The sequence below is a fragment of the Actinomadura viridis genome, assembly GCF_015751755.1.
GTDB classification, from domain to species: domain Bacteria; phylum Actinomycetota; class Actinomycetes; order Streptosporangiales; family Streptosporangiaceae; genus Spirillospora; species Spirillospora viridis.
The window spans coordinates 8,834,287-8,854,694 of sequence record NZ_JADOUA010000001.1 but is presented as its reverse complement, the minus strand read 5'-3'; the positions used below and the strand labels follow the sequence as shown (position 1 = coordinate 8,854,694).

Below are 20,408 nucleotides of genomic sequence, written 5' to 3'. Positions count from 1 at the left end.
GGGTGGAAGCCATGGCGACCGAGACGAGCCGGCCCGCGCCCGAGGCCCTGGACGACCCGGAGCTGGCCTGCCCGATCGCTCCGGTCGTGGAGATCGTGTTCAGCCGGTGGACCACGCCCATCCTCTGGTCGCTCCACACGTTCGGCCGTCAGCGGTTCGTCGAGCTGGAGCGGCGCATCAAGGGCATCACCCCCAAGGTGCTCACCCAGCGCCTGCGTCAGCTGGAGCGCGACGGCCTGGTCATCCGCACCTACCACCCCGAGGTGCCACCGCGTGTCGAGTACGAGATCAGCGAGCTCGGCCGCAGCCTCGCCCCCCTCTTCGCCCACCTCTCCGAGTGGGCCTCCACCAACCTCGAACAGGTAGAGCAGGCCCGCCGCCACTACGACGAAGCCGGATCGCCCCGCGCCTGACTCCAGCTTCCTTGAAAGCCGGGGCCGCCTCACCCGACAGTCACACCAGGTACGGATTCTCATCCGCCGAGAACCCCGCAGCCAGCAACGCGCGTTCAACCTCGCGCACCCGACAGGGCCCGAAGTACCGGACATCCCACAACTTGCCCGTCTGTGCCAGCGCCAGCACCTCGCCTACGGTCAACCCGTAACCGCGATCACGGGTCAGTGCCCGCTCCGCATGCTGGGACAGCCGCAAGCACCGCACCGGGCAGGCCAACGTCACCCGCTCACAGACGTGCGGCGCCTCCGTCTCCGACAGCCACGGAGCGAACCCGAGCACCTCAGCCGACACCACCCGCAGAAGGTCCCGGACGGTCTCCAGCCCCAGACACGACAGCGGGCAATCCAGGCTCATTCCCCCATGGCCAGGGCGATGCGCCATGCCGGTCCCCATGCCTTCTCCGACCACCCCCGAAGAACCGAGCGCCGCAGGTTCGACCGGCCGTCCAGCCCGTTCACCGGTCATCGCCTCCGCCCCCGCCGCGCCGCGCCCCCAATGCGCGCCCACACCCATTTCCCGCGTGGCTCGGTCTCGGTCACTCCGCACGCGTCCGCCAGTTCTTCGACGATCAGTAGCCCCCGCCCGCCCGTACCGTCGTCATGATCTAGGGCCAGCGCCTCAGCATCCGCCGCCGCGCCTCCGGCCACCGCCCACATGGAACGCTTGCGCACCGGCCGGGCGTCCGAGGAATCCCACACCGCCAGCAGCACCCCCATAGGCTGCCGCGTGAGCCGTAGCCGGATCTCTCCGTCGTCCGGCGTGTGAATTACCGCGTTGGTCACCAGTTCACTGGCGATCAAGGTCGCGTCATCGCGCAAGCGCGCCAGCCCCCACGAGGCCAGCCGCAATTCCACCAGCGTTCGAGCCTGCCCCGGCGCCGTCCGCGCCGCCAGGCACGTCATGTCCAGCTCGTCTCGATTGCCCACTTTCGCGTTCAACATGCTCACTCCTTGCCGTTCCGCCTATGGCAAGAGTCAGCCCGCTCCCCTATCTTTGGCTAGGAGAGCTCAATAAATGCGACAACCGGAGAGTGATCATGCGTACACATCCCCCCTTTGATCCGGATGGGAACCTGTGGGACCACATAGCTTTTGAGCTGCGCAGACACCGACACGAGCGCAGTCTCTCGCTAGCCGATGTGGGCGCAATCATCAACAGGGACCGGTCTCTAGTCGCACGTGTTGAATCAGGAGACACCAAACTTCAGAGTGCTCATGCGATCAAGCTTGATACGGCTTGGAACACAGGAGGCCGGTTTGAGCGCTTGGTCAAGTTCGCCAAGGCGGGGCACGAAGTCGAGTGGTTCAAGACTCACTCAGAGCACGAGGCCAAGGCTTCTCACCTGCGAATCTGGGAGCTTGGCTGGGTCCCTGGCCTGTTTCAGATCGAAGCCTACGCCCGAGCGATGTTCGAGGCATCCGGCGTTGAGGACGTCGAGGATGGAGTGGCGGCCCGCCTAAGCCGCCAGACGTGCCTAGACCGCAAACCAAGGCCGAGGGTGTGGGTGATCCTGGATCAAGGCGTCCTGGACCAGCCCGTCGGCGGGCCGGAGATCATGCGAGCACAACTCGCGCGCCTCGTTGAACTGGCTCGCCAACCCAACATCACCGTGCGAGTCGTCCCCAGGGACGTAGGCGCACACGTCGGCCGCGACGGCTCGTTCAAGATCATGACGGTGGACGGCGCCGATGTGGTCTACACAGTCGCGCAGGGCGGCGGGCGACTCGTCCAGGATGCGACCGAGATATCCTCGTATCGGGATTGGTTTGACCGCATCGGAGACGTAGCCCTGCCCAAGGACGCATCATTGCGCCTGCTCGTAGAAACCATGGAGCGGTACTCATGACCATCTGGAGGAAGTCCAGCCGTAGCGGCAGCGCCACGACTCAGTCTGACTGCCTTGAGGTCGCTCAGCTCGACGGAGCCGTTGGCCTCCGAGACAGCAAGGCTCCGGACGCTGGTCACCTCACCCTGTCGCCTGCCGGCTTCAGCGAGTTGGTTAGGCGTGTGAAGCGAGATGACCTGGACGTCTGAACCAGCAGGGTAGTCCCGACCATTGGGTCGGGGGCCAAGGCGCGCGCCGCTGCGGCGCGCGCTTTCGCGCATGGTGGGCCGAAGGACGCGCCTTCGGGCCCGCTCGGGTGATACTGACCGCCTGAGCAGCAACCGGCGAATCGGGCGATCACCGGCGTCCCGACGAGCACGAGACCAAGCGCGGCCCTACCCTCTCGGCTTGACCCTCCGGTCACGCGCACCCCCGGCACGCTCCAATCGGCGAACACCGCGAAGTTCCGCGACCGGCAGCTGCGTTTCTTGCCCTTCCTCTGCCTCGGATCAGGTGTCGCGTGAGCCGATCTTCAAGATCCACTGGGCGGGGAGCACGTTGACTTGCGGCGAGTTGCTGCCTTGGGGTGTGTCTGAGGCAGCAACTCGCCGCAAGTCAACGAAGAGCGGGACGCGTCGTCCCGGAAATGTCCGGTTTCCAACGTCCGGGCGGGGTGCTACGGGAGGGTGGCGATCTGGATCAGCTTCGGCTCCCCACCCTGGACGAGGATGGCACGTCCCGGCGGAAGTTCGCCGCCTCCTGGAGGTTCGACGCCCCACGCCTGCGACTCGGCCCCATGACTGTACGCCATGAACACGCCGGTGGCCCCCGCCCGGTGGAGGCCCCGGAGCGCCGGTTCGAGAGGGTCTTCTCCGGCGGACGCGATACGCGACACCACGAAATGGACGCCGGATCGGCCCGCCAGTTCCGTCACCAGGTTGTTCAGCTTCTCGGTCTGGTCATCGGCCAGCCGATGGTGATCGGCGACGATCACGTAAACCTTGGAGGTGGTCGCGGGGGTGCCGCCGTGCTCCGGCTGGAGGCGCAGCAGCAGCACCTCCGCCAGCTCCGCCACGAGCAGGTTGATGTCCTCGGCCGTCTCGGCGTAACGGACCCCGCGTTCGGGAGGGAGGTCCGCTTCCGGTTCGATGTCCCCGTCGTCGGCTGCGGGCTCGTCGTCATCGTCCCCGAAGCTCATGGGGAGATCGAAGCCGGTGTCGGCGGGAAAGCCCGCACCGAGGTCGGCGGCCAGCCCGGACAGTGCGCCGCGCGGGTCGATGATGCAGATCAAGGTGCCCTCGGGGTCGCCGCGGTCGGCGATGCCGCTGATGATCAGGCGCAGCAGGTTGGTCTTCCCGGCTCCGGGCGGGCCCACGACCAGCAGATGCGGATCGGCATCGAGATCGATCATGACTGGGGCGTGCGTTCCGTCCTCGACGCCGATGGGAATCCGCCGGCCGGAGACGGGTGGGAGCCGGTCTGGTGCCAGCAGGTCGGGAAGCGGGGCCTTCGGGCGCACCGGTCCCGCGCCCAGGGGCGGCGACTCCCTGCCGAACCTTGCCATCGTCTGGACGATCTGGTCGAGGTCGCCGGACGGCCGATACGGGAAGAAATACACCGGCGGGTTCCCCCTCGCGGACAGGGTCGCCATCCCCGGGCTATGGGTGGCGAGGTGCCACATCCCGTCGGACAGTGACGCGCCATCCTCAACCGGGACGACCCGGACCAGATGGACGCCCAGGCGAGGGCCGTGGCGGGCGATCCATATGAGGAGGTGAGGGAGCCAGGTGCCGAGCACGCTCGGCGAGGCGTCGTTGAACACGACAAGCATGAGGGGCGCGGGGACGTCCTGATCGGGAGGCAGTGTCTTGAGCGCCTCCGCTCGCCGGTCGAGTTCGGAGGCGAGCGTGCTCTCATGGTGATACGCGCGCTCCCGCTCCAGCCGTCCGGCGATGGTCGCGGCCACGTGAGGCAACCGCCAGACGCCGGTGAACACGTCGCTCGCCAGTGGATCCAGCAAGGTGAAACTGAGCACGTCCGGTGGATTCGCCAGCGCCAGGCTGAGAATGACCGAACGCACCAGCTCGTCCCGGCCCTCCGCTCCGGTGATGACCCCGTGCTCCCGTAGCTCCAGGACCACCGGGTCGTCGTCCTCGTCCACGCCGATCAGGGCGGCGTCCGCGCGCTGCGCTCTCCGCCATGCCTGGTCGATGAAGGTCGCGAGATCGGCTCCGGCGGGCTCCGGCGGGAGGGGACGCCCGGCCTCTCGCGGCGGAGGCAGGGGCTCCGCCAGCCGGACGAGCACTGGTGCCTTCCGGCCGGTCCGCAGATGGATGTGGGGGGATGTGCCGGAGGGTGGCCAGGAGAGCTGAGCGTGGCCGAACAGCCTTTGTGACGTGCTCGGTGAGACCGGGCTCACCGCGATACGCCAGTCGAGAAGCGCGAGAAGCCGGTCCCACACTGTGGTGTCCTCGATCTCAGTCGTCGCGACGATGAGGTGGACGCCCAGCTTCTTGCGATGCAGCGCCATGCGGAGAAGCAGCTCGCCCAGCTCGGGCCTGTGAGTGGGGAGGGTCAGGGACACGTCGATGACGACGATCAGCGGCCGTGGACGGTCGCTCCGTGGGGCGGGCGCCTGGCGCTGCTCGATCTCGTCCGACAGAGCGCCGATGAGGCGGCGCAGCCCCTCGGAGTCTCCCAGCAGCTCGTCCTGCGCGCTCAGCACGTTGGACGGCGTGGGGCCTTCGCCCAGGGGCGCGTCACCGAGTCCGGCCAGGATGACGCCGACGTCCTCGGAGGCATGTGAGGTCACGATCAGGCGCAGGAGACGTTGCCGTTCGGCGCGGTCGCCGACGACCACACCCGATGTCCCCGGCCTGCCCGTGATGTCGAAGGGGACGTCGATCCGCTCGTTCTTCGCGCCGAACCCGAGCGGGGGACGCTCGCCGTGCTCGATCTCAGCCGCAATCCGCACCATCCGGGACCATTCGGCGAAGGTCTGCGGGCGCGCGGGGCGGAAACGGATGGTCGGCGGCAGGTCCGCCGGCGCGCCGGTGCCGGGAGAGGCCGGCCCGGAGAACAGCGTGGCCGTATCCGGCGGCGTATCGAGGACGATCCGCCGGCCGAGTGCCGGCGGCAGCGGAGCACGGGCGTTGTGCGATGCATCCGATACATCCGAGGCGCTGAAGATCAGATGGATGCCCAGCCTGGATCCTTCGATGGCGAGATTGAGGAGTTCGCCCGCGGCGTCGTCCAGGGCATGGGGGTCATCGACCACCGCGACCCGCCTCGGAAGTTGATCGCGCCCGGTCCGGAGTGCCTGGTAGGCGTCCCAATCCGGGACGTCCATGTCCGCGAGGACGTCTGCACGGGCAGCGGCCTCCTCGCGCAGCCGCGCCACCGCCCCGGCGTACGGTTCCCCGGCCGCCTGACCGCCCCCTGGTCCGTCCACGTGGGGCAACATGCTCAGGTCGTCGTACGCGCCGCCGGGCGCGTTCTCGACGAACGTGAAGCGGACCGCGCGCGGCGACCAGCTCATGGCGAGCCCCAGCAGGATGGTCCGCACCAGATCGCGCCGGGGCGGCCCACCGATGACCCATACGTGGCCGTCGAACGGGTCCAGGAACAGCAGGCTGCCGTCCTCCCAGGTTCCTATGGGCACCCCGGTCCGACCCGGCCGCGACTCCCGCCATGTGCGCGCGATGCTCTCCGGGGTGGGTGAGCCGAGGAGGTCCATCAGGTCCATCCGGCCCGGCGGATCCGGCGGGCCGGGAATCTCTTGCGCGGTGGGCAGGGGCACCTGCACCAGTTGCGGCGGCTGGACGCCGCCGGGCGGGCCGCCGGGCGGTCCGAAACCTCCCGAATTGACGACGGTCTGGAACGTGTCGGGGTGGGCCGGGGGTGGGGCGGGCGGGAGGATGAGGCGGCGGGCTTCGGCGTTGACCAGGGCGAACGGGCCCCAGCCCAGGGTGGCGGCGCGGCGGCCGGCGGTGGAACGGGACGACAGCGGGATCACGGCGGGGAAACGGCTGCCGGTGGAGCCCGCGCGGCGTTCGATCTCGGCGGAGACGATCTCCAGGGTGTGCAGGGTGTGCAGGCCCTCGGAGCGCGGCAGGGTGTCCAGCAGCGCCTGGCGGGCGCCGGGGACGAACTCGTACCGTTCCGCGGAGCCGCCGAGGGGGCGCAGCAGGCCGCTCAGCAGCACCTCGGCGAGCGGGCCGGGGCCCGCCCCGTCCTGCACGCGCTGCTGGATGAGGCGCATGACGGGCAGCGACGGGACCGACACCGCGACGTGGGCGGCCAGTTCGCAGGCGGCCGGGGAGGCGACGGCCAGGAAGCGGCGGACCCGCTCCCCCACCGGCAGGTCACGCTCGCGGCGGACCGGGGCGGCGTCGCGCACGCGGCCGGTGACGGTGGTCATCGCGACCGGGCGCGGGCCCGAGCCCGCCAGGAGGGCCGCCCAGTCGCCGAACCAGCGGGGCGAGATCTCCAGGACGGGGACGGGCACGCCGTCCCCCGGCTCGTCGTGGTACGGGTCGAACCGCAGGTCGGTGTTGGGCGCGCCGGGCCTGGGGAGGACGGCCGTGCCCGGGGAGACGGGCGCGGCGGTGCGGCGCCACATCCGTTCGGGAAGGGGCTGGAGGATCGCCGCCGGGCCCGCGGCGGCCCAGTGGCGCAGGCTCGCGCCCGCGCGCCCGTTCCACCAGTGCCGCCCGGAGCAGTCGCTCAGCACGAGCACGGCCCGCCGGCCGGACGGGTCCAGCAGTGTCCTGGGGGCGCGCGGGGCTCCGCCCGGCGCGACCGCCACGCCGCCGGACTCGCGCAGGTAGTACACCCGTACGTCGCTGAACGCGCCCTGCCGTACCAGGGCCTCGGTCAGCTCCTCGGCCAGCGGGCGCCACAGCCGCATGGAGGGCCCGGTGTCCACGACGAGATCGACGCCCAGCCAGCGTTCCCGCTCCGGGACCAGCACCGGGACCCACAGGCCGGTGTCGGCGATCCGGGCGGCGGTGGCCTCCTCGTCCAGCCGCCGCCGGGTGCGGGAGGGCACCCGGCGCTTCAGCGGGCGCAGCGCGCGCTGGAGGCCCCGCGGATCGTTCAGCATCGGCGCGGTCGGCACCAGGACGTCGACCGCGGCGGTGTCGCCCGGCGGGTCGGCGTCGCCTTCGGGGGCGGGGTGGACGGGGGTGCGCTCGCGTGGCGGGCGGCGCGGTCCCGGGGGTCGGGCGTCCGGTTGGGGGAGTTCGGCCGGTTCGCCGTCCCGGGCGGCGTCCGGCGGCGTTTCCCGGGCGGGCGGCGTGGCGGCGGCGTCCTCGGCGGGCGGGGTCAGGTGGGAGGCCAGCCAGAGGATCTCGCTGAGCTCGCGGGCGTCGGGGGGCGGGCCGGTCGCGGTCAGGACGTCGCGGAGGCGCTCGACCGGCGCCGGCTCACTCGTCCTCGTCATCGGCGGGCGTGCCGTTCAGGTAGGGCATGATCTGGTCGGCCAGCCGCCCGCGGTCCGGGGCGTCGGCGTGCCGCAGCAGGTAGACGGCGTTGAGGAGCTGGTCGGTGGCGAGCGCGCCGGCGCTGGAGCGTTCGAGGAAGCGGCGGATCAGGTCCTCGCTCTGGTCGGCGAGGTCGCCCAGGTGCGCCCGGACGATCGCGGCCAGTTCCGCCTCCCCGTCGGGGCGGCTCAGCTCCAGCCGCACGCAGCGGCGGAGGAACGCCGGGGGGAACTCGCGCTCGCCGTTGCTGGTCATCACCACCAGGGGGAACGCGCGGCAGCGGACGGTCCCCCGGTCGATCGCCACCCGCGGCCCGTCGGCGGTCATCACCCCGGCGCGGGGGTCGGCGCGGCGGACCAGCTCGGGGATCTCGAACTCGCCCTTCTCGAAGATGGTGAGAAGGTCGTTGGGCAGGTCGATGTCGCTCTTGTCGATCTCGTCGACGAGCAGCACCCGGGGCCGCTCGTACGGGAGCAGCGCGGTGCCCAGCGGGCCGAGCCGCAGGTACCGGCCGATGTCGTCGTCGGGCAGGACGTCGCGGCCGTCCCGGGCCGCCGCGTACAGCCGGGTGATCGGGTCGTACTGGTAGAGCCCGTCCCGGAGCGTCACCCGGCTGGTGATCGGCCAGTGCAGGACGGGTCCGAGGCGAAGTTCGTGGGCGACCGCGTAGGCCAGGGTGGACTTGCCGGTGCCGGGCGGGCCGGTCACCAGCAGCGGGCGCCGCAGGTAGAGGGCGGCGTTGACCTGCTGGACGGCGTCGGCGGACGGCAGGTAGGTGATCGCCTGGTGCGGGGCGCCGCCGGACGGGATGGGCGGGGCGGACGGGGTGGGCAGCGCCGGCCCGCCGTCGAACGCGCGCCACGGCGGCGGGGCGGGCAGCCGGTCGATGCCGTCGTGGGAGGTGCGGCTCCCGGTGTAGAGCAGCCAGTCGGGCATCTCACATCTCCATGGAGCACGGGGGGTCGGGCAGCCGGGACGGGTCGTCGTAGAACAGGGTCAGGCCCCGGCCGCAGTGCGGTTCGTCCTCCGGGGCGTCCGACGCCTGCCTGCGCAGTTCCATCGCGACCCTGGGCAGGTCCTCGGGCGGTCTCTGCCGGACGGCCTCGACCAGGTCGTCGCGCAGGCGGTGGCCGTGGCAGTCGCCGTGCTCGTGGTCGGTGCATCGGCCCCGGGGCCACAGCATGACGGGGACGCCCGTGCCGAGCGCCGCCTGGAGCCAGGCGGTGGGCGGGCGGGCCCCGTAGACCAGCAGGCAGCGGTCGAGCCGGGCCTCCAGCTTCCGTTCGAGGCCGGCCTTGGTGCGCGGATGGGTGTCGCAGCCGATCGGGTACGGGGCGGGCCGCGGGCTCCCGCCGAGGACCTCCCAGCGCTGCCGGGCCTGGTACCGGCGCAGGTGGTCGTCCGGGGAGGCGCCGGCCGACCGGGGGCGCAGGCGCTCGACGTCCCGTACCACCAGCGGGAACCGCCGCATCGGCATGCCGCGGGCGATGGTCCACTCGTCGTACGGCTTGGTGAGCCAGCGCAGCGGCACCGCGAACTCGATCCGCCAGTCGTGGTCGACGACCTCGCGGCTGGCCTCCCGCACGCCGTCCTCGACCGCCCGCCGCACCTCCTCCTTGGCGACCGTCCGCGTCGGGAAGGAGGTCGCGGTGACGCCGTCGATCCAGGTCTGCACGGTCAGGTCGAATCCGCCGTGGGTGAGCGGATCCAGCCGGACGACCACCGCGGCGGGCCTGGAGGGGGCGGGCAGGGGGCGCGCGGCGGGCAGGTGCCGCGCGATCCAGCGGCCCAGCTCGGCCGCCGGTTCGGGGGGAAGGTACTGGTCGAGCGCGGTCAGGTAGTCGCGGAGCCGGTCCGGCTCCTCCGGCCATCCGTCCCCGAGGTGGCGGACCGGATCCCAGGCCGACCGCAGCCGCGGCTTCCCCCCGGTGAGCCGGAAGACCTCGGCGCGCATCGCCTCGGTGCACGGCATCCCGGCGAGCAGGAGCCGCAGTTCCCGGCGGGCCTCGGAGGTCAGCCAGTCCAGGGGCAGCAGATCGTCCAGCTCGTCCCAGTAGAGCCGGATCGTGGTGATCGGCAGCATCTTCGCGGTGCCGGTCGCGGCGTCCGCCTCGGTGACCATGCCCGCGACCTCTCCGGTCCGGGGGTCGTACACCGCCGCCCCGCTGTAGCCCTTCTGGACCCGTTCGCCCGCCACGGGGTCGAGCTGCCACCACTCCTGGCGCTGGACCATGTGCGGGCCCGAACGCACGGTGGCGTGCCGCTCGTGCGACTCGGCCGGCTTGGGGAACCCGTAGGTGGTGTAGGTCCGCAGGCCGAACGGGTTGCCGGGCTCGCGCGGGGCCCTGCCGAGGTCGCGGAGGTGGGCGAGGCGCGCGGGCCGCGGCCGGGCGGGAGCGCTCAGGCGCAGCAGCGCCACGTCCCCGCCGTCGCCCTGCCGCCGCCATTCCGAGCAGCGTTCGACCTTGGCGGGCAGGTCGTGCTGGACTCCGGGGAAGTCGACCACCGCCTCGTCCAGGTCGCGGACGACGTGCGCGCAGGTCATCACCAGGTCGGGGGCGATCAGGAAGCCCGCGCCCAGGCGGCCGCCGGGACCGCCGCGCACCCGGGCGCGCCACGTCAGGTCGGGCACGGACATCAGTCCCCGTCGGAGGCACCGCCCGCGACCGCGGCGCCGCCCCAGGTGAGCTTGACCTTCATGTGCCCTTCGACGGAGGTCCGGGCGATCACCGCGCCGGCGGCGGCGTTCAGCTTGACGCCGAACTCCAGCTCGACCGTGTCCGGCGTCACCGAGACGTCCTTGAGCGCCGTCAGCGCGGACTCGGCCATGCCCCGTACGCTCTTCAGCGCGTCCTCAAGCCTGGTCCTGGACTGCCCGATGACGTCGTCGACCCGGGAGACCATCTCGAACCCGGGGTCGTCCTGGTCCATCTCGACGACGATCGACCCCTGATCGGTCTCCCAGCGCACCAGTTCGCTCAAGGCCGCCCCCTCTCGCCCGCCGTGACATTCTCCTCCATGATCCATCAAGATCAGCATCGTGGGCGGAGAAGGACGAATCGCCGCCGGCATGACCGGGGCCGGTCACGCCGTCACGGCCCGATCACCCTCCGGCAGTTGACCTGATTGTCCCGATTTCACCCTGGGTAGGGCGGCAGTGAACGCCGTCACTCTGGGTAAACGGGGGGAACCATGGCACAGCTCGAGGTCAAGAACTTCCAGCGGCCCGACGAGACGCGCGAGTTCGAGCACAACGGCAAGGCGGACGTGGTGACGCTGGGCGGACGCCAGGTGGCCCGCGGCACGTTCGAGCCCGGCTGGCGCTGGTCCAAGGACGTCCGGCCGATCGCAGGGACCGAGCGGTGCGAGACCTCTCACCTGGGCTTCTGCGTGTCCGGGCGGATGCGGGTGACCATGTCCGACGGCACGGAGAAGGAACTCGGCGCGGGCGACGCCGTCGCCATCCCGCCCGGCCACGACGCCGAGGTGGTGGGCGACGAGGAGTGCGTCCTGATCGACTTCGGGGAGATCGCCGGCTACGCCAAGCGCGGCTGATCCCGCCCCGGCATCGCGGCCGCCCCCCGAGATCGGGGCCGGCCGCCTTGCCTCAGATTGCGAGGGGAGATTCACAATGTTCATCCAGACCGTGGAGATCAGGACACCGCGCCTCGCCGAGGCGCGGGCGCTGGCCGACGAGTGGAGCGCCCGTACGGAGGGCCGCCGCACGGCGCTGCGCACCATCACCGCCAAGGACCGCGACCAGGACGACACGTACGTGATGTTCGTGGAGTTCCCGGACGCGGAGGCGGCCAGGGTCAACTCGGAACTACCCGAGACCGGGGAGCTCGCGGGCAAGCTCACCGCGCTCAGCGGGACGCCGCTGCGCTACCGCGACCTCGATGTGGTCGACGAGGTCGACCACCGTACGCCGACCCGCAAGACGCTCGACTGCCGGGACATCCCCAGCGAGCGCGGGTGCGGCCTGACCATCAGCGGCCCCGCCGAGGAGGTCCTGGAGGCCGCGGCGCAGCACGCGGTGAGCGCCCACGGGCACACCGACGACGAGGAGCTGCGCGCCTCGCTGCGCGAGTCCCTGCGCGACGAGCCGCCCGGCCGGTGACGGCGGCTGGGCGGGGGCGCCCGGAGCCGGGCGCCCCGTGCTGTTGATACTTTCGAGCCGAAGAGACCGGCGATCCTGAGATGATCGGCGACCAACCCTCAAATCCGTGGGTTGAGTGCGATCGGAGCGGGTGAGCCGATGGGACGTGTCGAGGCCGGGCTGCGCCCCGTCGACCTGGCGCGGATGGCGGGCCTGTCGACCCAGCAGATCCGCAACTACGTGGACGCGGGCGTGCTGCCCCCGGCGCCGCGCACCCCCTCCGGATACCGCAGGCTGGACGACCGGCATCGCCGGGCGCTGCTCACCTTCCGGGCGCTGAGCCGCGGGTACGGCGGCCTCACCGCGCAGTCGATCATGCGGGCCGTGCACGCCGGCGACGTCCCGGGGGCGCTGGCGCTGGTGAACGAGGCCCATGCCGCGCTGCACGAGCAGCGGCTTTCCCTGGAGGCGACCGGCGAGGCGCTCGAAGCGGTCGCGGCGGCGCCTCCCTCCGGCGTCCCGGCACCGCCCCGGTCGGGCCTGCGCGTCGGCGAGGTGGCCGCGCGCCTCGGCGTCCGCGCCTCCGCCCTGCGCGTGTGGGAGTCGGCCGGGCTGCTGGCGCCCCGGCGCGAGCCCGGCACCGGCTACCGCCGGTTCGGCCCGGCCGACGTCCGGGACGCGCAGATGATCCACCTGCTCCGGCAGGGCCACTACCGCCTGCCCCAGATCCGTCCCGTCCTGGAGGGGCTGCGCCGGACGGGCGGCAGTGAGGCGCTGCGCGCGGCGCTCGCCGAGCGCAGGGAGGAGCTGGCGCGGCGCGCCACGGCCATGCTCGACGGCTCGGGCCACCTGTACGGGTACCTCACCGGCGGCCCGGACGGGGCGCTCAGGGAGGGGTCGGCGGCCCCGGCGCCCTGACGTCGTGTTTTGAGGTCGCTTTCACGGGGACAGTTGCGCCATGGCAACTTTGTTGTGGATTATTGCGGTTGTTCTGGTCATCTCCGGCATCTACGTCCTGCTGGCCCGCCGGGACATCCTGTGGGGGGCCGTGCTGATCGTCGTGGGGCTGCTCATCGGCCCCGGCGGGGTCAGCATCTTCGGTTAGCGGTCCCCGAACGGCGGCACGTTCACCTGCCTCCGGCAGGAGGCCGCCCGCCCTCGGTGACATCCGTGCGAAGGCACCCGGCGAACGGGGGACCTGGGCGGCCCGGCGGAACCCGCCGGGCCGCCCGCTCGTCCCACTCTCCGGTACCGGCCCGGCGGGCCGGGACACCGGGCGGAGGTGCTGCGGCCGACCTTCCCCCCATCGGGTGACCACACGTCACTGGCGGTAAGGTGCCGGAGCCAGCAGAGGCTTACGGCATGCGGAGAGGGTGGCTGTGACCGGTCGACAGGCCCAGGACCCCGAAGGCGACGGGGCCAAGGCGCCGGCCGATGTGAGCGAGGCGGTGGAGCGTGCGCTCTCCACCGCGGCGACGGCGTGGAATCGCGCCGACCAGGGGCTGGAGGAGCACGTCTCCCCGATCCAGCTGCGCGCGGTGGAGGCGCTCGCCCGGCACGGCGAGGTCAATCTGCGCGGCCTGGCGGCCGACCTGGACGTGATCCCGTCCTCGGCCAGCCGGCTCTGCGACCGGCTGGAGGCGGCCGGGCTGCTGGTCCGCGAGAACGCCCGGTCCGACCGCCGCGAGATCGTGCTGCGGCTGAGCTCCCGCGGCGAGGAGCTGTTCGCCATGCTCACCCTGCGCCGCCGCACGGTGGTGGCGCGGGCGCTGGCCCAGATGTCCCCCGGCTCGCGGGCGCGCCTGCTGGACGGCCTGATCGAGTTCGGCCGCGCGCTGGAGCGCGGGGAGATCGCCGCGCCGTCCGAACAACGGCGCTGGATGGCCTGACGGTCAAGTATTTGCCATACGACAAGTTCTTTGGCACGCTTCCCCCTGAACTCGTGGCCGGTGCCCCGGTCACGGCACGGCTTCGGCCGCAGGCCAGAGGGAGGTGCGGGGTCGGATAGGCGAACACCACTGTGGGCCTCCTGCACCGGCCCTTGGATGAAACCGCGGCCCGCGCACCGTTAGTACCTGAGAGACCTGGTGTCACCAGGCGCGATCCTCGTCCGGGCGGTCGCCGGCCGCGCCGCGCATCGCGGCCTCCCCGGCCTCCAGGGCCGCTTTCCCGGCCCGCCGGCCCGGACACGGGGACCGCGAGGCAGCGGGGTCTCCCCGGCAACGAGCCCGGACCCGCGGGTCCGCTCACCTGCCGACATGTCGATCAGTGGTGCGGCCGGCCTCCGGCCCCCACTCCCCGCTCGATCTCGTTGGACAGACGGAATGCTGGAAGATAGTGCAAGGAAGAGGGAACCGGCGATGATCTCGCCCGGCCGTCCGGAGCTGGTGGAGCGCGCGCTGCGCGCGGCGCCCTCCCACGCGCTGCCGGAGGTCCTCGCCGCGCGGATCCGCGACCTGTTCCCCGCGGCCGGCCGGGCGCGCCTCCTGCTGGCCGACTACCACCTGCGCGTCCTGTTCCCGGCCGACCTCGATCCGCTGGACGGTGACCGGGAGCCGGAGGCGGTGAAGGTGCACGGCACCGCCGCGGGACGGGCGTTCGCCTCGCTGGGCTCGGTGCTGGCCCCCGCCCGCGCGGCGGCCGGCGGCGGCGAGCCGCGGCAGGTGCTGTACGTCCCGGTCACGGCGCGGGGCGAGCGCCTGGGCGTGCTGTCGGTCGAGCTCACCGGGTCCGCCTCCCCCTCCGGGTCCGCCTCCGGGCCCGTGTCGGGGCTCCTCTCCGGGGGCGGCCGCGAGGCCGACCAGGCCGATCTCGCCGAGATCGGGGAGATCACCGGCGAGGCGCTGAAGCTCGCGTGGAACCTCACCGACCGCTACGAGCGGATCCGCCGCCGGCGGCGGATGTCCCTGGCCGCCGAGCTGCAGTGGCAGCTGCTGCCCGGCCAGGGCTGCGCCGGCCCCGAGTTCAGCCTGGCCGGGCATCTGGAGCCGGCGTACTCGATCGGCGGGGACGGCTTCGACTGGACGACCGAGCGCGACCACCTCACGCTCAGCGTCATCAACGGCTCGGGCACCGGCATCCGGGCCGCGCTGCTCACCTCCCTCACCATCGGGGCACTGCGCAACGCCCGCCGTTCGGGCGCCGACCTGGCCGAGCAGGTCAGCCTGGCCGGCGACACCGTCTACGGCCGCTACGGCGGCAAGGAGTTCACCGAGGCGCTGGTGATGCGGGTCGAACTGGGCACCGGCCTGGTCTCGGTGATCGACGCCGGATCGCCGCGGATCCTGCGGATCCGCGGGTCCCAGGTGACCCCGATCGAGCTGGAGCACCAGATGCCGCCCGGCATGTTCGCCGACACCGAGTACCGGCCCCAGCACTTCCACCTGGAGCCCGGCGACCGGCTGGTCATCATCAGCGCCGGCCTCTCCACGCCGTCCGAGGGCCAGGACTCCGACGGGGGGCCGTTCCAGGTGGAGAAGGCGATCCGCCGCGCCCGGCTGCTGCCGACGCCGGAGGTCCCACTCTCGATCATCGGCGCCCTGCTGGACCACCGGCACGACCAGGACCTCACCGACGACGCCGTGGTGGTCTGCCTGGACTGGAAGAACAACGGGACGGGAACCACCGGCAGGTGAGCCCCGCCGCCTGTCGGGGCCCGCCCGGCCTCCCCGTTCACGTACCCTCTGTCATCAGGGCAGGGCACGGGGACATACATTTGCTCTACAGCAAGTACCGTCGTTATCGTGCCCGGCAATGCTTTTGATCGCTGGCGGGACGACGACGCGCGAAACGCCGGGACGGCCGCCGCGCGCCGGCTCCGGAAACACCGGTCCGCCCTCCGGAGCGCCCGCCTCACGGCTCCCCTCGTCCCCTTCGTCCAGGCCGCCCCTGTACCGCCTCCACCCGGCGGCCCGATCCGAATCCCGAGCGGAGCACCCGCCGATGAAAGGCTCGAACCCCCGTGAGCACCGTCAGGCGGCTGTCGCCGCCCTCCATCCCAGGCGAAAGCGAGACGGTCGGCCTGCTCCTGATCGAGGACGACCCCGGTGACGCCTTCCTGGTCCAGGAACTGCTCGACGAGAGCGGCATGCTCGTCGAGGTCGTCGTGGCCACCACGCTCGCCGAGGCGCAGCGCCTGCTGACGATGCCCCGGCGGCGCACCCAGTGCGTCCTGGCCGACCTGGCGCTGCCGGACGCGCAGGGCCTCGAACTGCTGAACAACGTGCTCACCCTGGCGCCGCACGCGGCGGTGCTGGTGCTGACCGGGCTGAACGACGCCCACGTGGGGGTGGCGGCGGTCGCCGCGGGCGCCCAGGACTACCTGGTCAAGCAGGAGGTGGACGGCCCGCTGCTGGCCCGCGCGATCCGCTACGCCCTCGAACGCAAGCGGGCCGACGAGAGCGAGCGCGAACTGGTCGAGGCCCGCGCGGTACGCCGGGAGAACGCCCGGCTGGAGCGCGGCCTCCTGCCGGTCCCGCTGCTGCGCGACGGGACGCTGCGCCACCACACCCGCTACCAGCCCGGCCGCGAGCGGGCGCTGCTCGGCGGCGACTTCTACGACACCGTCCAGACCGAGGACGGCTCGGTGCACATGGTCATCGGCGACGTCAGCGGCCACGGCGCCGACGAGGCGTCCCTGGGCGTGCGGCTGCGGATGGCCTGGCGCACCCTCGTCCTGGCCGGGCTGGAAGGGCCGGCCCTGCTCTCCACGCTGGACACCGTGCTGGTGGTGGAGCGCTGGTCGGAGGAGATCTTCACCACACTGTGCATGGTCACCATCGAGCCGTCACGGCGGCGCGCCCGCATGTACCGGGCGGGCCACCCCCGTCCGCTGGTCATCCAGGGGAACGAGGTGGCGGCACTGCCGGACGATCCGTGCGGCCCCGCGCTGGGGCTGTTCGAGTTCGACGACTGGCCGATGAAGATGATCGAGCTGGGCACCGACTGGAGCCTCATGCTCTACACCGACGGGGTGATCGAGGGCCTCGCCGGCGAGGGCGGCGAACGGCTGGACACCGAGGGCCTGGAGCGGCTGGCCCGCGCGGCCCACGCCGACGGCGCCGCCGGAACCCGGATGATCGACCGGCTGGTGCAGGAGGTCGAGGACCTCAACGGCGGCGTCCTGAACGACGACCTGGCGATCCTCATGCTCACCTACGACGGCGCGGACGGCACCTCGTGACGTGCCACCGAGCCCCTACGGAGCCCGATGAAGGCCGATGACGACTGACCACCGCCCCGAAGACGGCACCGACACCCGCGGCACCGCCCGGGAGACCGCCCCGGCGGATTCCGGGGAGCAGGCCGGGGAGGTGTACGGCCCTCCCCTGCTGACCCCGCGCGACCCGGACCCGGCGGGCGCGGAGCACGGCCGCTTCGCGCGCATGCGGCTCGGGCAGTGGCTCGGGCTGGCCGGCCTGGCCCTGGGCCTGATGCTGACCGCCGTGCTCGTCCCGGTGGGCGTGGCGGTCTACCAGCAGGGCCAGGCCCGGGACGTGCTCTTCGACCGCGTCGATCCCGCCGCCCTCCGGCAGATCGAGCTGCTCTCCGCGGTCGGCCGCCAGGACTCGGCGATCCGCGCGTACGCCTTCTCCGGCGACCGGGCACAGCTGCAGGGCTACCGGCAGGCGGTGACCGAGCAGGAACAGGCCGCGGCGGCGATGGAGCGGCACCTGGCCGGCCTGCCGCGCGCCGACCCGGCCCGCGCCGAGATCCACGCCCTCAACTCGGCGATCATGGCATGGCGCGGCGCGTTCGCCGAGCCGCTGGCCACCCGGCCGCCCGGCGGCGGGGAACCGCCGTCGGCCGAGCTGGAGACCCAGGGCCGGCAGGCGTTCGTGCAGCTGCGCGCGGCCAACGGCCGGCTCCAGAGCGCCATGACCACCCTGCACGGCGAGTACGCCGAGCGGCTGAGCAGCCGGTCCACGACGGTCTACTGGTCGCTGATCGGCGCGGCCGTGGCCGTCGTCCTGGCCGTGCTGGCACTGGTCCTGATCATCCGGCGCACCGTGCTGCAGCCGGTGGCCACCCTGACCGGCAAGGTCCGCGCGGTGGCGCACGGCGACCTGGCCCGTGAACTGGACGTTCCGGGGCCGGCGGAGCTGGCCGAGCTGGCCTCGATCGTGGACGCGATGCGGCACCGCCTGATGGACGAGTGGCGCACCACCGCCGAGGCCCGGCGCCGGATCGATCTGCAGGCCGAGGAGCTGCGCCGGTCGAACGCCGAGCTGGAGCAGTTCGCCTACGTGGCCAGCCACGACCTGCAGGAGCCGCTGCGCAAGGTGGCCAGCTTCTGCCAGATGATCGAGCGGCGGTACGCCGACCGGCTCGACGACCGCGGCCGGCAGTACATCGACTTCGCCGTGGACGGCGCCAAGCGGATGCAGGCGCTGATCAACGACCTGCTCAACTTCTCGCGGGTCGGGCGGATGGACCGGCGCGAGGAGTCGGTCAGCATGGAGGAGGTGCTGGACCGCGCCCTGCACCGCCTGTCCCAGCTGCGCGAGGACACCGGCGCGGAGATCACCCACGACGAGCTGCCCGCCCTCCCCGGCGACGCGAGCAGGCTCACGCAGCTGCTGCAGAACCTGGTCGGGAACGCGATCAAGTTCCACGGGGACGAGCCGCCGCGGGTCCACATCGGGGTCGAGCGGAAGGGCCCGATGTGGGAGTTCTCCTGCAGCGACAACGGCATCGGCATCGACCCGAAGTACGCCGACCGCATCTTCCTGGTCTTCCAGCGCCTCCATCCCCAGGAGAGCTACTCGGGCACGGGCATCGGCCTGGCCCTCTGCAAGAAGATCATCGAGCACCACGGCGGCACCATCTGGCTCGACGGCACCGGCCCCGGCGAGCCCGCCACCCCCGGCGCCGCCCATGAGCCCGGCGAGTCCCACGAACCCGGCACGCCCGGCGAGCCCTCCGGCGGCACCGGCCCGTCCGGGGGAACCACCCAGACCACCACCACGACGGGGACCACGTTCCGCTGGACGCTCCCCGCAGGAGACGACGATGACTGAGACGCCCCGCCCGATCGAGGTCCTGCTGGTCGAGGACGACCCCGGCGACGTGCTCCTGACCCGGGAGGCGTTCGAGGACAACAAGGTCGGCAACAACCTCAACGTGGTCAACGACGGCGAGGAGGCGATGGCCTTCCTGCGCCGCGAGGAGCCCTACACCGACGCGCCCCGGCCCGACCTGATGCTGCTGGACCTCAACCTGCCGCGCAAGGACGGCCGGGAGGTGCTGCAGGAGATCAAGGACGACGCCGTGCTGCGGACCATCCCCATCGTCGTCCTCACCACCTCCGAGGCCGACGAGGACATCCTGCGCAGCTACAACCTGCACGCCAACGCCTACGTCACCAAGCCGGTGGACTTCGACCAGTTCATCCAGGTGGTCCGGCAGATCGACGACTTCTTCGTCACCGTCGTCAAGCTGCCCGGCCGCTCAGACCGGCCCTGACCCGCCGGTCCCTGACCCGCCGGTCCCGTCCTCGCCGCCGGTCCCGGCGCGGCTCTCACCCCGTGCGGCGGGTGGAGGCCCGTTCGTTCAGGCGGACGGGGATCTCGATCGTGCGGCCACCGGCGGCGGCGGAGGGGTCGTCGATGAGTTCCATCAGCGCCGCCGCCGCCTTGCGGCCCACCTCCCGGGGGTGCACGAACATCCCGGTGACCTGGGGGGAGGTCAACTGGAGGGAACCGCTGTCGACGGCGCTGCAGATGCCCAGGGACTCCGGGACGGCCAGGCCGCGGCGCTGCGCCTCGTGCAGGACGCCCAGCGCGAGGTTCTCCGAGGTCGTGAAGATCGCGTCCGGCGGGTCGGGGCGGTCGAGCAGGCGGCCCAGGGCGCGGGCCGAGCCCTCGATGGTGGGGGGCTCGTCCAGCTCGACGACCAGGGCGGCCCGCCCCCGCTCACCGGTCCACGCGGTGTACCCGGCGACCAGGTCCGAGGTGTACGAGCGCGAGGTGTCGGTGGTGATCAGGGCGGGCCGCCGGTAGCCGCCGGCCTCCAGGTGGTCCAGCATCAGCCCGGCCGCCGCCACCAGGTCGTTGTCGACGACGACCGGCACCGTCCGGGGGACGGTGATCGGCCGCCCGGTGGTGACCAGCGGGTGGTCGCGGGCCCAGCTCGACGAGAAGAACGGCTCGTCGCCGCGCGGGTCGACCAGGATGGCGCCGTCCACGGCGAACGCGTTGAGGCCGTCGAGCTGGGCGTCGGGCGGCGTCAGAAGGAGCGCGTACGATCCCTCCGCCGCCGCCTCCGCGGCACCGTTGAGCACTTCCAGGAAGTAGTCGGAGTTGGGGACCAGGGCGGCGCCCGCGGTCGCCTCGACGGAGTTGGCGATCTGGATCGCCAGGATGCGGCTGCGGCGGGTGACCAGCTGCTGGGCATGGGTGTTGGCCTGGTAGCCGAGATCGGCCGCCGCCTGGGCCACCCGCCGGCGGGTGGTCTCGGAGATCCTGCCCTGCCCGCTGAGAACGTGCGAGACGGTGGTGATCGAGACACCCGCGGCCGCGGCCACGTCACGAATCGTGGGTGACAC

The 20,408-nt window shown here is 72.3% G+C and carries 19 protein-coding genes; 12 read left to right on the top strand and 7 right to left on the bottom strand.

All coding sequences use genetic code 11. The features are described from left to right. Positions 1 to 11: 11 nt before the first annotated feature. Positions 12 to 413, top strand: a complete 402-nt coding sequence (locus IW256_RS40250) for a winged helix-turn-helix transcriptional regulator (RefSeq protein WP_197015938.1) — start codon at positions 12 to 14, stop codon at positions 411 to 413. Positions 414 to 453: 40 nt separating this feature from the next. Here IW256_RS40250 and IW256_RS40245 read toward each other — a convergent pair whose 3' ends face one another. Then, on the bottom strand, positions 454 to 921 hold the full coding sequence (locus tag IW256_RS40245; protein WP_197015937.1) for a hypothetical protein: 468 nt from the start codon (positions 919 to 921) through the stop codon (positions 454 to 456). Continuing rightward, on the bottom strand, positions 918 to 1,397 hold the full coding sequence (locus IW256_RS40240) for an ATP-binding protein (protein ID WP_197015936.1): 480 nt from the start codon (positions 1,395 to 1,397) through the stop codon (positions 918 to 920). The genes IW256_RS40245 and IW256_RS40240 overlap by 4 nt, the downstream gene beginning before the upstream one ends. 323 nt (positions 1,398 to 1,720) lie before the next feature. Between IW256_RS40240 and IW256_RS40235 the strand changes: the two genes are divergently transcribed. Continuing rightward, positions 1,721 to 2,302, top strand: coding sequence for a DUF5753 domain-containing protein (locus IW256_RS40235; RefSeq protein WP_197015935.1), 582 nt, complete (start codon positions 1,721 to 1,723; stop codon positions 2,300 to 2,302). Continuing rightward, a complete protein-coding gene (locus tag IW256_RS40230; RefSeq protein WP_197015934.1) occupies positions 2,299 to 2,490 on the top strand; it encodes a DUF397 domain-containing protein in 192 nt (63 codons plus the stop codon). The genes IW256_RS40235 and IW256_RS40230 overlap by 4 nt, the downstream gene beginning before the upstream one ends. A gap of 467 nt (positions 2,491 to 2,957) precedes the next feature. Here the strand turns inward: IW256_RS40230 and IW256_RS40225 are convergent, their stop codons facing one another. From IW256_RS40225 to IW256_RS40210, 4 genes are read right to left on the bottom strand one after another with little or no spacing between them, the layout of a single operon-like run. Next, positions 2,958 to 7,724, bottom strand: coding sequence for an SAV_2336 N-terminal domain-related protein (locus tag IW256_RS40225; RefSeq protein ID WP_197015933.1), 4,767 nt, complete (start codon positions 7,722 to 7,724; stop codon positions 2,958 to 2,960). Then, positions 7,708 to 8,700, bottom strand: coding sequence for an AAA family ATPase (locus tag IW256_RS40220; RefSeq protein ID WP_197015932.1), 993 nt, complete (start codon positions 8,698 to 8,700; stop codon positions 7,708 to 7,710). The genes IW256_RS40225 and IW256_RS40220 overlap by 17 nt, the downstream gene beginning before the upstream one ends. A 1-nt stretch (position 8,701) precedes the next feature. Next, entirely contained in the window at positions 8,702 to 10,396 is a 1,695-nt protein-coding gene (locus IW256_RS40215; protein WP_197015931.1) for a VMAP-C domain-containing protein, read from the bottom strand. Positions 10,397 to 10,401: 5 nt separating this feature from the next. After that, positions 10,402 to 10,746, bottom strand: a complete 345-nt coding sequence (locus IW256_RS40210; protein ID WP_231404121.1) for a CU044_2847 family protein — start codon at positions 10,744 to 10,746, stop codon at positions 10,402 to 10,404. Between the two features lie 210 nt (positions 10,747 to 10,956). Here IW256_RS40210 and IW256_RS40205 point away from each other — a divergent pair, with 210 nt between their 5' ends. The 9 genes from IW256_RS40205 to IW256_RS40165 all read left to right on the top strand — a co-directional run bounded on the left by IW256_RS40205 (position 10,957) and on the right by IW256_RS40165 (position 19,327). Continuing rightward, on the top strand, positions 10,957 to 11,319 hold the full coding sequence (locus IW256_RS40205) for a cupin domain-containing protein (protein ID WP_197015930.1): 363 nt from the start codon (positions 10,957 to 10,959) through the stop codon (positions 11,317 to 11,319). Between the two features lie 76 nt (positions 11,320 to 11,395). After that, positions 11,396 to 11,884 carry a DUF1059 domain-containing protein gene (locus IW256_RS40200; RefSeq protein WP_231404120.1) on the top strand — a complete coding sequence of 163 codons (489 nt, stop codon included), beginning with the start codon at positions 11,396 to 11,398 and terminating at the stop codon, positions 11,882 to 11,884. Between the two features lie 138 nt (positions 11,885 to 12,022). Continuing rightward, on the top strand, positions 12,023 to 12,781 hold the full coding sequence (locus tag IW256_RS40195) for a TioE family transcriptional regulator (RefSeq protein WP_197015929.1): 759 nt from the start codon (positions 12,023 to 12,025) through the stop codon (positions 12,779 to 12,781). Positions 12,782 to 12,821: 40 nt separating this feature from the next. Then, on the top strand, positions 12,822 to 12,968 hold the full coding sequence (locus IW256_RS40190) for a GPGG-motif small membrane protein (protein WP_197015928.1): 147 nt from the start codon (positions 12,822 to 12,824) through the stop codon (positions 12,966 to 12,968). 274 nt (positions 12,969 to 13,242) lie between these two features. After that, complete coding sequence (locus IW256_RS41925; protein ID WP_197015927.1) at positions 13,243 to 13,752, top strand: MarR family winged helix-turn-helix transcriptional regulator; 510 nt, start codon at positions 13,243 to 13,245, stop codon at positions 13,750 to 13,752. A 471-nt stretch (positions 13,753 to 14,223) separates the two neighbouring features. Then, a complete protein-coding gene (locus tag IW256_RS40180) occupies positions 14,224 to 15,498 on the top strand; it encodes a PP2C family protein-serine/threonine phosphatase (RefSeq protein ID WP_197015926.1) in 1,275 nt (424 codons plus the stop codon). A 326-nt stretch (positions 15,499 to 15,824) separates the two neighbouring features. Continuing rightward, a complete protein-coding gene (locus IW256_RS40175) occupies positions 15,825 to 17,045 on the top strand; it encodes a PP2C family protein-serine/threonine phosphatase (protein ID WP_197015925.1) in 1,221 nt (406 codons plus the stop codon). Positions 17,046 to 17,082: 37 nt separating this feature from the next. After that, positions 17,083 to 18,882: a sensor histidine kinase gene (locus tag IW256_RS40170; RefSeq protein WP_197015924.1), complete on the top strand. Its 1,800-nt coding sequence runs from the start codon at positions 17,083 to 17,085 to the stop codon at positions 18,880 to 18,882. Next, the gene (locus IW256_RS40165) at positions 18,875 to 19,327 is read left to right on the top strand and encodes a response regulator (protein ID WP_197015923.1); all 453 of its coding nucleotides are present in this window, start codon (positions 18,875 to 18,877) and stop codon (positions 19,325 to 19,327) included. Before IW256_RS40170 ends, IW256_RS40165 begins: the two co-directional genes overlap by 8 nt. Positions 19,328 to 19,382: 55 nt before the next feature. Here IW256_RS40165 and IW256_RS40160 read toward each other — a convergent pair whose 3' ends face one another. Beyond that, positions 19,383 to 20,408, bottom strand: a complete 1,026-nt coding sequence (locus IW256_RS40160) for a LacI family DNA-binding transcriptional regulator (RefSeq protein ID WP_197015922.1) — start codon at positions 20,406 to 20,408, stop codon at positions 19,383 to 19,385.